Here is a 12,875-nt window from a genome sequence, read left to right as displayed (position 1 = left end):
TCGCGGGGGCGACGGAAAGGTTCAGAAGTTCCTGAGTTCGGCTTCGAATCAGTCTCCGACCCCGCTCCCAAACCGGATCCTGGGGACCCGGGATCGTAACCCAAGTCCTTCAATCGGTTTCAACAGCTTTGAGTCTGGGTAGTCCCTGAGACCCCGATGCTGTAGCCGTTAATCAGCGATTGGCACTCGGTACCCCGCTTCCGATTAGCAGCGAATCCGATCCACCCGATACCTTTGCCGCTCTGGACTCGAGAGTTCTAGCGGGTATCTCCGGCGATCGCGTCCCCGTCCGGAAGGCGGGGCTTTCAAAGCTTTGTAAGCCGAACGCACCACCCGAGTCTACGGGGAGCCGTGTTGGATTGGAACGATCCGCTCCAACCGGAGGAATCCGCATTGGAGAAGCTGCACGTGGCGATGCCGAAGCCCTGCGAGACCCTCGGGGACTTCGAGATCTTCCGACGGGTGGTACTCTCGACGCTCGAGTCCTGTGAAGGTCTCGCGGGACTGCTGAAGGGCGAGGGAATCGAGGAGACACATCCGATACGATTTCTCCTCGAGGTCTTGGACACCCCTAGTACGCTGGCGGAAGCCGCGGAGCGGCTGATACACTGGACGATAAGCGGCGTATCCGGGCTCTGGGAGGGACTGAGGGGTACCGTCGATCCCGCGGAGATAGTCCTCCTGCATTTCCTTCAGCTACGGCGGTTCTTCGTACGGAGAACCCCGGAATACCTGGAAGACCCGGGTCTGGAGAGCGTGCTGGAGCCACTATCGGTAGAAGTCGCGCTCATGGCGTGCGCGGGAGGACTCCTGGAACGTGAGGATCTGAAGGAAGCCGCCGAGTACGTGGCCGACGGGGTGGGTGTGGACGAGCGGGTTTTAGAGCTCCTTCCGGAACTGGGGGTACGGTACGGGAGCTTAGTTCCGAGGTTCGCGTCGCCGACTCGGGTTTGGGTGATCTTCGCACTGCTATGTCACACGTGCGCGAACCGTACCGTCCCGCCGGAAGAACTGGTGAAACCGCTGAAGGAGCTCAGACCGGGGCCGATAGATGAGATAGAGTATTCGGTGCGAGAAGCACTCCATGAAGCGGTAGGTGGGTTGGGGATCGACGACGAGGAGGTTCTGCGCTGGGTGGGCTCGATTCTGGTGGACAGCGTGGAACACGCGTTGGAGCTCGCGGACACCCTTTCCCGATGGGAGGAGCTGGCGGTGAAGATACCCGGAGCGGGTGCCGTGATCCGTTTGGGCGAAGTCGAAATACAGCCGGGCGAATACGACCCCATTTGGGAGCCGGGTCCACAGGAGGAAGTACACGAGTCGGTCGTGGAGCGCGTTCGTGAGCTCGTGGAGGAGGAAGCAAACGGGGCGGTCGAGCGGTTGTACGAGCTGGACATGGAAGAAGCGGGCGAGTTGGTGGGCGACGACGCGCTTGACGACCTCCTCGATGACTCTATCGAGGAGCTCAGGAAGAGGAGGATGAGGTGAATCCACACGCTCGACCTAGATGACGGCGAACGGGGAGTCCGGATCACCACGGGAAGGTCGTGACCGGTATCGCGCCACGGGGGTGGGAGTCCGGCTGTGTCCCCCCTACACCGCGCGACGTAGCGTCGATATAGGCGCGACAGCGTTGGATGTAGTGGGGGCCACCCGGTGTACCTCCATATCGCCCTAGGGGGATTATTGGCGGTTTTTGCCTTATGGTCGCTGCTCCGGCTGCTATGGGGACCGCGAGCGGGTCCCGGTACGGTGGTAGCCGTCGTGAACTTGACCGCGGTCGGGGCCGCCACGTGGGCGCTCTTTTCCGGTCACTGGGAACGTCTTAGTGAAGCCCTACAGGCTCGGAGCACGGCTTGTCTGGTGTTCTTCGCGGTCACCATCCCCCTGACCGTGTACGGTGCCTGGAGGATAATCCACGATTTCAGACGGCGACTGTGTGGAAGACCTGACCCGCGAGACGTGGCCGCAGCCCGGGTGCTGCTTCAGGGGGCGCGGAAGCTGTGGAAGAGCTCGGAAGAACGGGGTTTCGGGTAGGAGCAGGGTATCTTTGGCTGGCCGCCCGTCTATCCGATACCGCTATGGGATAGCCGAAATCCCCGGAGATCCCAAACTCGCCTACGAGACCATGTGGGCGGCACTGCAAGGGGAGGCCCGAAGGATTTTCGACGGGCTATCCCGGAGGTTACGCCGAGACCCCAGCTCGTTTCACCGGTCCGTGGAGCGCTTGTGGGGAGAAGTCCGAAGGAGAGCTCAGGTCTCACCCGCTCTCTGGGAGCTCGCCCGAGAGCTTGGGTTACCGGAAGGGACCAATCTACTGAATCTACTCGGGAGGTTGCTCGGTCTAAGGTGACTCTCCACGGATGAAGAACGTCCCCGACGCCGAAGGGATGAGGAGGCGCCCCCTGAAGCTGACTTCGCCGGCCGAGTGTTCGCACTCTCTCAGCGCCCCCACACATAATATCTCTATATCTCTCTTAAGACTGCGACCACCTGACTGAACATTCCTGCAAACTTAACATTGTAATACGTCGACCGGAGTACCGGGGAGTGTCGGTTGAAGTGGTGGGAGGTCCCGGTCCGTCCGAAACCGTCGGTGCTGGAGAAGTTACACGCCGCGGTATCGGAACCTTGTGAGGTGCTCGAGAACTTCGAACTCTTTCGGCGCGCGATGATTTCGACGCTTGACCCGGATAAACCGCTCGTCCGCGCACTTCGAGGGGAGGAGATCCATCACGTTCATCCGGTTCGGTTCCTTTTGGAAGAGGTTTTGGATGATCCTGCTACACTGGTCGATGCCGTGGAGCGAATCACCCGATGGTCGTTGAGCGGTGTGTTCGAGCTTCGCGTGGCCCTCGAAGAAGTTACCGAAACACCAGACGTCGCACTCGGGTACCTACTGGAGATACGTCGTGCCTTCCTATCGGCGGTACCCAAGTACCTCGAAGAACCCTGCCTAGAGACCGTAGCGGGTCCGTTGCTGGTAGAAGTCGCGCTCATGGCGTGTACGGAAGGGTTCTTAGAGGACGAGGACCTCGGGAAGGCCGCCGAGCTCGTGGCCAAGGCGGTAGACACGGACCAGTGCATCGTCGAGGCGCTCCCGTCGCTGGAGATTCAATACGGAGACATCGTCCCGAAGTTCGCATCACCGGCCCGGGTTTGGACGATCTTCACACTCCTCTGTCATACGTGCGCGAACAGGCTTCCCCCACTCGAAGAGCTGGCCGAGCCTCTGGAGAACGTCGAGCTCGGTCCCGTGGAGGAACTGGAGCTCCTCAACGGATACCTGGAGGAGGCCATCGCAGCTCTGGAAATCGAGGACGAGCGGGTGGAAAGATGGATATCGGACATACTCGTGGACACCGTGGAGAGGGCCGCGGAGCTGATACAGCTTCTGTCACAGCCGACGGAGCTCGCGGAGAACATCCTGAACTCGGGAGCGACGGTGAGGGTAGGATGGATCGAGATAGAGCCGAAGGAGTACGACCCCCTGTGGGAAGAGAAGGGCGCCCAGGAGAGCTTGTACTCGAGGATCAAGAGGATTCAGAACCTCATCGGAGTGGAACACGCGGACGAGGTCATCGAGCGGGCCTCGGCGTTGGGTGGTGTGGAACTCCCGGTCGGTGGAGGGGTGGAAGTAGAGTCATCGGTTGAGACACTCCGGCGGATGATTGGCTGATGTACGGCCGTCTCACCGACGGTACGGCCGCCCGGACGGCTCACGCCGCCTAAACCTTTCGTGTGAATCGGCCCGGCTCCCGTGCGCCGCGCCCGCATCGAAAAGTCATCGGGTGCCGACGTAATCGTGGAATGATGACGATTACCGCGTCCGCGCGCGTCGCCGAACTTCCGGAGTCGTCCCGTAACTTCCACGGAAGCACGCTCCGATGACGACAGGCCGGCTTACCGACGGGTGACGACGTCCCTTATTGCCGAGGCGCGGCGAGTGGCGCGCGTACCCGATTACGGCCGGGGACCACGAACCAACTCCCGCTTCGACCTCCGACGCCCCGGTACACTTCCCATCCCGCGTCCTAGCAGTGTCCGTCGGGCTCGTTCGGTGCCGTCGAGGGTTCGGAACCAGGGAGACGGTCCCCCTATCCCGACCCGGTCGAGCGGAACACGACGCACGGGGACCGTGCTACCGAACGCTCGGACAAATCTACCCAAGCCACGGTCAGTCGAAGCCCCGGCTCGCACCGTGCGGTCAGGGGAGGATGCCGCATATGGAGTTCAGCTACGCCGCGATGGTGGCGGTTTTAGCCGCAGCCCGAGGTTTCGCGCCGGTCTTCGTCGAGCACCTACCTTGTGAGAGCTGCCGCGGGAAGAACTGCGAAATCATCCGCTCCAGTCGCTGCCTGATGGTGGCTACCACTGAGTTGCTCTGTGACGTTAACGTGGGTGCCCACGTGTTTTTCTCCGACGACCTGCTGGTCTACCGGGGCGTGGGCGACCCGGAGTCCGGGATATCGATCCACGACGTCCACGACGCGGGTCCGGACGCCGCCCGTCGCATCTTGGACCGAGCCGGGGACGCTTTGAACCGTGGGCTGATGTTCATAGCCACGTGGGACGCGCGTCACGGTCCGCCCGAGGAGTTCGAGAGGCACGCACCCGAGGCGCTCAACCTAGACGTGACGGGACTGACCCTCCCAATCCCGAGAATCGACACAGGACTTCACCCGACCGATTTCCGAGTCGTGAGCGCCGCCGAGGTACGTCCGGAGGACGTCGCGGACTTCTCCGATCTGGACTTGATCGTGGACGGTCGGAGGTACGTGGTCGATCCGGTGCTCACCGCCGTAGCGGAGGTGCTCGGTGAGAGAGCCGTAGAGGGGTTAGGAGCCATTAGACTGGAGGCACCCCAGGGGGAAACACTGGAGTGGTGGATGGACTCCGTGAAGCGGTACTGGAAGCAGCTTCGGGTACGCAGCGCGCTGCGCAACGGACCATCGGAGCTCGCGGCGGCCTTCTGGATCTCGATACTCGAAGTCGGGACACGGCTGGCTTCGGACGGCTGGAGTGTAGACCGCGATACCGTAGAAGACGCCATGAGGAAGTCCGCGCGGATGACGGAAGCTCTCGTACCGAAGGCGATCAGATCGCTGCTTTTAGGCCAACTCGCCGTCCTCGTCGAGGGGTTGTGATGGGCCACATCCACGGCACGTACTGAATTCTCTCGCACGTACCTCGCCCGCCGTGCCTACCATGGCCTCGGAAGCTACGCGGACGAGTGTTCAGTACTCCGGCGGCATCGTTGCATCGGTGTCGCGTCACTGAATCAAACAAACAGTCCGAAACGACACGGTTTGTAACCACGGATTGGAGTCCACCGTCGGTCGAGCGGGTTCCTCGAACCCTCGCGACGTCGTGCGGGCACGACCGTTACTGTGAGCGAACCGCCGTGCGATCCATCGTACGGCCCCCGTACGCCGAAGACAGCGGACGGTGGTTACCCTAACCGTCCGCAAGGCTTTTTCGTGGAGAAACAGGGCGGGGCCCAAGGGCCAGCGCCGTCGCCCGGACGGGTCGAAGGGGGCCGGGGATTGACCCCCATCGATCCCGAGGAGGACGCGCGGCTGGAGTGGGAGAGGTCGATGGCTCGATTGGGTCTTAAGTACGTTCCGACCGTCGTCATCTCCCGGGTCCGCGGAGTAGCGCTGACGCTCGAGATCTTCGCCCCGGTATCGGCCCCGGCCGGCTCCTCGGCGATAGTGTTCGTCCGGCCTTATTTACTCACTCTTCGCGGCGGCGGCCCTCTGTGGGAGGGTACCCTAGAGTTTCGTCTGAACGGTGCCGGAAACTCCGAGCTCGGTCGTATCGACCTGAGCGAGCCTGAGGTTTGGGTCGGCGATTGGGTGGAGTTCGAATTCTACACACCGGAGGAATCGGGCAAGTACCGACTGGTAGTCCGCTACGAGGGTCCTTACGGCACGGTCAGGGAGGAGTTCCAGCTCCGGATCGTCGATGATTAGTCCTCGGCCCCCGACGCACCCCGCTCAGCCCCGCACCGAGACTCCCGACGTCACCGGGGGACCGAACATGCGCGTCCTCGGTCTCGACACCGGCAGCACCCACGTCGACGCCGTCGTCCTCGAGGACGGAGAGGTCGAGGATCGCGTCAAGGTACCGCGCGACGGTAAGCTCCTCGAACCCACCCGTCGCGCCCTCCGCGCGCTCGACGCCGACGAGCGACGTGTCAGCACCACCCTCCCGATCAACGCCCTTACACGCGGTCGCACCGACCCCGTCCACCTCGTCCTTATCCCTGGTCCCGGCTTGGACCCCGAGCCCCTCCTCGACCTAGCCGACCGCGCCGACGTTCTCCCCGGTTACGTCGACCATCGAGGTGACATCGTCGAGGAACCGGACCCCGACGCGGTGGAGCCTTCCGGAGAGGATCACGCCTTGGCCGTCGTCGCGAAGCACTCCCATCGTAACGCGGATCCGGAGCGGAAGATCATCGAAGCCCACCGAGAGACCTACGTCGAGGCGGTCCCCGGCTACCACCTACCTTACGGCAACTTCCCACGCCGTGTCGCCACTGCTGTACTCGGCGCCCGCGTCAAACGGGTCACCCGTCGCTTCCTCGAGGCCCTCGGTCGCGTCGACGGCGTGCTTCGGGGCGACGGAGGACTCCAGACTCCTGAGGAGGCCCTCCGCGTCCCTGTCAACGTCCTTCACTCCGGACCCGCCGCCGGCGTCCTAGGTGCGGCTTACCTCACCGGCCGCGATGACTTCCTCCTCGCCGACGTAGGGGGCGCTACCATCGATCTCACAGAGGCCCGCGGCGGGCGCCCGGTCACCGAGGAGGGGGCCGAGCTTTTCGGGTATCCGACCGCCGTTCGAGCCGCCATCGTCCGCTCCCTCCCGTACGGCGGCAACGCCGTCCTCACCGGTGAGGGAATCACCAACGACACCGCCACACCGGCCTGCTACGGCGGTTCCGAGCCCACCCTGACCGACGCCCTGGTAGTCGCCGGATACCACGATCCGGAGCCCGACGGCGATCCATCCAAGTCTCGTCGCGTCCTCCGCGAGCTCGGCGATCCCCATGAGGTGGCCGAGGAAACCCTCGAAACCATTCGTCGGGAGCTGCTTCGGAGGTTCGAGACGCACGACAGCGTCCTCTGGGCCGGTGCCCTCGCGCCCGCCCTCCGCGAGCTAACCGGCGTCGGTGAGGTGGTTCCCCATCACGACGTCTGCAACGCCGTCGGCTGCGCCGTCGCCCGTCACGCCCGTGAAGCCGTAGTCTACGTACACACCGAGCGCGGGTACGGACACGTCGCTCCCGCCGGAGAGAGGTTCGAAGTCGATCGGGGCCGCGTGTACAGTCGCGAAGAATTGGTCGAGCTCGCCATCGAGGCCGCCGGCTTCGAGCCCGACGAAGTCAGGGTCCGCGCCTTCGAGATCGTACGCGGGGGCGTTCGCGTGGGTCAGTGGGCCGAGGTGTACCTGTACAGGACCCCCGGCGTCGAGCCGCCGTCCTGAGGGTAAGGCTTAAAAACTGGTAGGGGAGCAGGCCTCACGGCCCGGGCGATCGCCGCGGCAGCCTAGCCTGGCTGGGCGCGGGACTGCAGCCGGGCACGGTCCCGGCGGATATCCCGTTACCCGGGTTCAAATCCCGGCCGCGGCTCCAACCCAGAATCGTTACGGAAACTGTAACAATATCCCGGGGGCTCAGAGAAGGCCCCTCCTCGCGAGGTCACCGATGGTCCGCACGATCGCCTGCCATCGTCGCACCTCCTCCGGATCCCAGCCGAGCGACCTCCCGAGTTCCTCCACGGTCCTCACCGCCAAGTCCTCCGTGGACCGCGCGTGTCCATACCAGCGCGAGGATAGAGACCCGCTGATCTCCGATACCGCACCGGCCACCCTGTAGCCGTAGATCACGCACAGCACCACCTCACCTAGGATCTCCGCCTTCCCCGCCAACACACGGTCCCCAAGATTCCCAGTCCGACGGGGATTATCACCGAGGCGGTTCCCGTCAGCAATGCGGGAACGGACCCACCAAGGCTCCGCCACATCCGATGGTTGTGTCCTCGGGAACGAGCAGGCACGAGGACACGTCCGGAGTGTTCCCGCCTCACTCGATCCGGTGGAGCAGGATAGCACCCGACCTGTGAACGCGTGCCCTCCAGCCGGGCGGTACGAGGGTGGTCGAGTCGTACTGCTCGATGACCGCCGGTCCCTCGACGATGTCGTCGGCCCTCAAGGCGTCCCTATCGAACACGGGAGTTTCCAGGTAACCCTCCTCCCTGAAGTACACCTCCCGGGTCTCGACGAGCGCACGCTTGGGGTTCCCTTCTCCACCCTCCTTGAGCGGGCTCGGTTCGGGTGGCTTCCGCTCGATCACCGCGAGGGCGCGGACGTTGACGATTTCCACCGGGGCATTAAGTTGGAACCCGTGAACGGCGCGGTGCCGCTCGTGGAAAGCCTCCTCGAGCTCGTCCGCCGTCACGTCCGGCCCCGTCTGAACCTCGAGCTCATGCGCCTGCCCGCGGTACCTCGCTTCCACGACGATCCGGACGTCGTCCGGTTCCCTCGGCAGGCGCTCCGCCGCCTTCTCCGCGGTACCTCTCACGACCGCGCGCAGCTCCTCATCGTCGAGCTCCTCGAGCGTCCTCATGACCGGGGTGACGTGTTCCCAGGCGACCTCGGCCGCTAGGAGCCCGTACGCCGAGAACACGCCGGGATGGAGGGGAACTATCACCTCCTCGACCTCCAAGATCTCGGCCAGCTCCGCCGCGTGTAAGGGTCCCGCACCACCGAAAGCGACCAGCGAGAACTCGCGGGGATCGTGGCCGCGCTCCACCGTGACTATACGCACGATCCGGGCCATCTCCTCGACGGCGAGGCGCAGGGCCTGGTACGCGGCTTCCTCCGGCTCGAGTCCGAGCTCGTCCGCGAGCTCCGAGAGCGCACGATCGGCGGCCTCGGCGTCGATGGGCATTTCGCCGCCGAGGAGGGCACGTCGGTTGAGGCGTCCCAAGACGACGTTGGCGTCGGTGATCGTCGGATCCGTACCTCCCTTCCCGTAGCAAACCGGACCCGGATCGGCTCCGGCGCTCAGCGGTCCCACCCGGAGCGCGCCGGCCTCGTCGGTCCAGAGTATCGTACCACCGCCGGCGCTACACTCCGTCAGGTCGATGAAGCGATGAAGAACGGGGTATCCCGAACCGCGCACCCTACGACCCCTGTGTACCTCACCGCCCACCTCGTACTCCTTAGTCACCTCGTAACGGCCTTCGACGACCGTACCGGCCTTAGCCGTCGTTCCACCCATGTCGAACGAGACCAGGCGGTCCCTACCCAGCGTTTCACCCAGGTATCGGGCCGCGACGACTCCGGCGGCGGGACCCGACTCGATGAGCTTGGCCGGGGTGTGAAGGGTGAGCTCGGCCGGCACGGCGTATCCGTCCGACTGCATCAGGTAGTACTCCGAGGCACCGGCGTCGCGGACGGCGTCCCAGGTCCTCTCGACGTACTCCGTGACGATCTGTCGTAAGACCGCGTTGACGAGGGCCGTCGAAGTCCGCTCATACTCGCGGTATTCGTTGCATACCTCGTGCGAACATACTACCTCGACGTCACCGAGCTCCTCCTCCAGAACCTCCTTCGCCTTGCACTCGTTGGCCGGGTTAGCGTAGGCGTGGAGGAAAGCGACGACGACCACATCGACGTCCTCGACCGCGATACGGCGGGCGATACGACGGAGCTTGTCCTCGTCGACCGGTACTATGATCTCACCGTCGGGTGAGGTACGCTCCTTAACCTCGAACCTGAGCCGTCGAGGTACGAGCGGTTCGGGTTTTCGGGGTGACAGCGAGTAGGTCTGGGGACGAACCTGCCGTCCGATCTCGATCGCGTCGCGGAACCCGAGTGTCGTCACGAGAGCAACTTCGGGCAGTTCAAGCCCCTTCTGACCCAGAAACGCGTTGGTCCCTATGGTCGTGGCGTGAAGGACAACATCCGGGTCTGTCTCGACGATTTTAAGAGCTTCCGCGAAGCCCCGTTCGGGCCGCCGGGGTGACGACGGAACCTTCCGGACACGGAGCTCCCGCCCGTCGTACTCCACCAGGTCAGTGAAAGTGCCGCCCACGTCGATGCCGACGGCGAGCTCGGCCATCCCGGGTGAGCCCGTCCGACGGGCGGTTGGTGGAGGTTAAGAATTAGCCGGCCGCCTCCAGCTCTTCCACCAGTAAGTGCAGGAGGTCGGTTTTGGTTATTACGCCGACGACCTCGTCCTGGTAGTTGACCACCGGGACCCCGGGGACCCGTTTCCGGACAATGAGCTCGGCGGCGTCGACCAGGCCGTAGTCGGTCCGTACGGAGATCGGCGTTCTCATCACGTCATCCACGCGTGCGCGCTTGAGTGCGGATCGGAACTTGCCCTTGGGTGACTTCTCGCGGAGTCTGGCAAGCTCGAGTGCCAGTGTGCGGTCCGTCAGCAGCCCGACCAGCCGCTCGCGCTCGACGACCGGAAGCACCTTGGCGTTCTCCTCGAACATGAGTCGACGTGCGTGAAGCAGGCTGGTACCGGCCGACACCGTGATGGGATCCTTGACCATGTGAAGCGCCACGTAGTCCTCGGACCGCACGAGCTCCAGTAAGTCGGTCTTCGTGATCATCCCGACGAGGCGGTCACCGTCCAGCACCGGGAGCCCGGAGACACCGTGGACCAGCATGGTCTGGGCGGCGTCGAGGACGGTGGCTCCGGGTGAGATGGTGATCACGGGTGACGACATGACCTCCGAAACCTTAATCCTCGAGGGTGAACGGTCACCGAACATAGCATCGGCGACGGCCAGGGCCGCGTCGAGGACCGTGAGTATGCCCACAAGCTCCTTCCGGTCCTCGGACACGCGCTCGGTGACGGGTAGTCTGTTCACCTTGCGCTTGCGCATGGTCTTCAGGGCGAACTTGAGGGACTGGTCGGCGTCCACTGTAACCGGGTTTCGCGACATCAGATCCTCCACTGATGGGAGCTCCGGCAAGTCGGGCACCCTCAGGGGAGGGGAGGGAGGGGCGTTTTACTCGGACGGCTTGGCCAGGGTGATGGCGATCGTAGACACACTGATGGTGTCGCCTTCCTCGGTTTCGATCTCCTCGGTGCCGATCTCGATGTCCTTAACTTCGACCTCCGGCATGACGTTGTTCCTGATGAACTCCGCGACGTCGACTGCACGGCTGATCGCACGGCCACGGGCGACGAGTTTCACTTCGTCGGCGCCTTCACTGAACTGCGTCATCACCGCCAGGACGTAGTTGGTCACGGGCTTGTTGCCGACGTAGATTACGTTCTCCTCAGCCACGGGAACACCCCACTTGCATCTCTTCCCTATCGCCGCGAACGGTGTCTTTTCAGGCGAACCGAGCCGCCGCGTTCGGTCCTATAAAGTTGACTCCCTAGCTACGACCATCGCAGTATCGCGTACGCCATCAGGAGCCGAGCTCCGACGCTGGATCCCAAGTTCGCGGCCCACGCCCGAAGACCCAGCCTGGAGCCGAAGATCGACACGTACGTCGCCAACGACGCCTTCAGGAAGATCATCAGGACGTTGGCGCATCCCGCGATGAGCAAGGCCGCCACCGCCTCGCTCTCCGAGAGCACTCCTCTGTGAACCAGCTCCGCCGCCGTGGCGTACCCGACCGTGTAGTGGCTGACGTTAGCGAGGGTGATCGCCACCACCGGACCGAGGCCTCCGTGGACCCACGACCGAAGGACTTCCGCCAGGATCACCATGGGTAATCCGATCCCGACCATCCTAGGTAGGACGTATTTCATCCTTCGGGCCGCACGCCGTAGCCCCTCGATCACGGCCTCGCGGAGGGGCGGGACGTCGTCGTGGGACGTCGATGGCAGATGGATGTCGGACCCGTTGCCGGAGCGCGCTCCGTACAGTGCCAAGGCAGGGAGCGTCTGGAGCAGCGCGGTAACGAAGAGCGCACCCATGTACTCCGTTCCCAGTTTCGGACCGAGTATCGCCAGGGCCGCGAAGAACGGCCCTTTCAGGAACATCTCACCCACGGTAGTGGGGAACGTGGTAGCGACGACCAGCAACACCACGTCACGATCGTCCAAGCGACCCTCACGCCGGAACTCGGCCAGTATGGGATACCCCGCGCTGGGACTCACGAGCGAGGCCGCCATCGCAGACGCGGCTTCGGGGGTCAACCCTAACCTCGCCAGCCTCCTACCCGTCAGTTTTCCTAACCTCTCATGTACTCGAAGGATTATCATTACTGAAGCCAAAAAGAACCCCAGGAATACCAGAGGTGCTACCTTTGCGATCACCAGTAGATAATGTATGACGAGCTTTGTGACGTCCATTGCCGGCACCCTCTTTCAGGCAGATCTTTCCGGTAAATGATCACAGAATAAATCCAATAGTCAAGCCTCTCCGGAAAGCCTTGCTGGATGAAAGTTGAGGAAATTATTGTCGGCAGACGTCGGCGATCTATATTAGGCACTAGCGATGTGGTGTGTCTCGGGGACTGGGTGCGATCCTTTTTCCTGATTCGGGCGATGGCACTCGTTGTAATGATGCAGGTCGGTTTCATGTTCTTAGAATCAAGTCAGCCTCGGTTTTTCATGGAGTGCCTGGTAGATGTGAGAATCACAGTCGTCGCGTTCATGCTACTGGATTTCACGATCGCGTTCCCCGAGTACGCGAAGGGACTCGGGGGTTGGTTGTCGGGGCTGTTCTCGGCCGAAGCGTGGGCTGCCGACCCGATGAAGTCGATGTTACCCCGCTTTAGCGCTCGCGCTGTTCCAGTGGTCGTTTTGCGACAAGACGGTGACCATCGTCTCGGGATCCGCCGCCGAGAGGATGGCCTCCAAAGCCTACACACCGGTACCGTGGTGAGGA

Annotated in this window: 11 protein-coding genes, 1 tRNA gene and 1 pseudogene; 8 read left to right on the top strand and 5 right to left on the bottom strand. The window is 63.3% G+C overall.

What is annotated here, in order from left to right:
- Positions 1-354 precede the first annotated feature (354 nt).
- The 7 genes from MK_RS05815 to MK_RS05785 all read left to right on the top strand — a co-directional run bounded on the left by MK_RS05815 (position 355) and on the right by MK_RS05785 (position 7,639).
- Positions 355-1,488, top strand: coding sequence for a hypothetical protein (locus MK_RS05815; RefSeq protein ID WP_011019467.1), 1,134 nt, complete (start codon positions 355-357; stop codon positions 1,486-1,488).
- Positions 1,489-1,656: 168 nt separating this feature from the next.
- A complete protein-coding gene (locus tag MK_RS05810) occupies positions 1,657-2,037 on the top strand; it encodes a hypothetical protein (protein WP_148679698.1) in 381 nt (126 codons plus the stop codon).
- A 520-nt stretch (positions 2,038-2,557) separates the two neighbouring features.
- Complete coding sequence (locus tag MK_RS05805) at positions 2,558-3,679, top strand: hypothetical protein (RefSeq protein WP_011019464.1); 1,122 nt, start codon at positions 2,558-2,560, stop codon at positions 3,677-3,679.
- Positions 3,680-4,226: 547 nt separating this feature from the next.
- Positions 4,227-5,147 (top strand): hypothetical protein, encoded by a 921-nt coding sequence (locus tag MK_RS05800; protein WP_011019463.1) that lies wholly within the window; start codon positions 4,227-4,229, stop codon positions 5,145-5,147.
- Between the two features lie 399 nt (positions 5,148-5,546).
- Complete coding sequence (locus MK_RS05795) at positions 5,547-5,975, top strand: hypothetical protein (protein ID WP_011019462.1); 429 nt, start codon at positions 5,547-5,549, stop codon at positions 5,973-5,975.
- Positions 5,976-6,042: 67 nt separating this feature from the next.
- Complete coding sequence (locus MK_RS05790; RefSeq protein WP_011019461.1) at positions 6,043-7,491, top strand: hydantoinase/oxoprolinase family protein; 1,449 nt, start codon at positions 6,043-6,045, stop codon at positions 7,489-7,491.
- Between the two features lie 51 nt (positions 7,492-7,542).
- Positions 7,543-7,639, top strand: a tRNA-Cys gene (locus tag MK_RS05785).
- 41 nt (positions 7,640-7,680) lie between these two features.
- Here MK_RS05785 and MK_RS05780 read toward each other — a convergent pair.
- From MK_RS05780 to MK_RS05760, 5 genes are all read right to left on the bottom strand, one after another.
- Positions 7,681-7,935 carry a hypothetical protein gene (locus tag MK_RS05780; protein ID WP_011019460.1) on the bottom strand — a complete coding sequence of 85 codons (255 nt, stop codon included), beginning with the start codon at positions 7,933-7,935 and terminating at the stop codon, positions 7,681-7,683.
- A gap of 154 nt (positions 7,936-8,089) precedes the next feature.
- Positions 8,090-10,132 (bottom strand): hydantoinase/oxoprolinase family protein, encoded by a 2,043-nt coding sequence (locus MK_RS05775; protein ID WP_011019459.1) that lies wholly within the window; start codon positions 10,130-10,132, stop codon positions 8,090-8,092.
- A 43-nt stretch (positions 10,133-10,175) separates the two neighbouring features.
- The gene (locus tag MK_RS05770; RefSeq protein ID WP_011019458.1) at positions 10,176-11,000 is read right to left on the bottom strand and encodes a CBS domain-containing protein; all 825 of its coding nucleotides are present in this window, start codon (positions 10,998-11,000) and stop codon (positions 10,176-10,178) included.
- 36 nt (positions 11,001-11,036) lie between these two features.
- Complete coding sequence (albA, locus tag MK_RS05765) at positions 11,037-11,318, bottom strand: DNA-binding protein Alba (RefSeq protein WP_011019457.1); 282 nt, start codon at positions 11,316-11,318, stop codon at positions 11,037-11,039.
- Positions 11,319-11,416: 98 nt separating this feature from the next.
- Positions 11,417-12,337 carry a nucleoside recognition domain-containing protein gene (locus tag MK_RS05760; RefSeq protein WP_011019456.1) on the bottom strand — a complete coding sequence of 307 codons (921 nt, stop codon included), beginning with the start codon at positions 12,335-12,337 and terminating at the stop codon, positions 11,417-11,419.
- A gap of 433 nt (positions 12,338-12,770) precedes the next feature.
- Here MK_RS05760 and MK_RS09470 point away from each other — a divergent pair.
- Positions 12,771-12,872 (top strand): annotated as a pseudogene (locus MK_RS09470) (hypothetical protein); the annotation flags it as partial.
- Positions 12,873-12,875: the final 3 nt, after the last annotated feature.

The organism is Methanopyrus kandleri AV19 (assembly GCF_000007185.1).
In the GTDB taxonomy this organism is placed as follows: domain Archaea; phylum JAADCQ01; class Methanopyri; order Methanopyrales; family Methanopyraceae; genus Methanopyrus; species Methanopyrus kandleri.
Note: the sequence above shows the minus strand (reverse complement) of the source record. Positions and strands in the feature narration are given on the sequence as shown.

Bases quoted from the DNA above. Each gene is read 5' to 3' on its own strand.
- MK_RS05800 (WP_011019463.1), top strand. From the start codon at position 4,227: ATGGAGTTCAGCTACGCCGCGATGGTGGCGGTTTTAGCCGCAGCCCGA.
- MK_RS05790 (WP_011019461.1), top strand. From the start codon at position 6,043: ATGCGCGTCCTCGGTCTCGACACCGGCAGCACCCACGTCGACGCCGTC.
- MK_RS05775 (WP_011019459.1), bottom strand. From the start codon at position 10,132: ATGGCCGAGCTCGCCGTCGGCATCGACGTGGGCGGCACTTTCACTGAC.
- MK_RS05760 (WP_011019456.1), bottom strand. From the start codon at position 12,337: ATGGACGTCACAAAGCTCGTCATACATTATCTACTGGTGATCGCAAAG.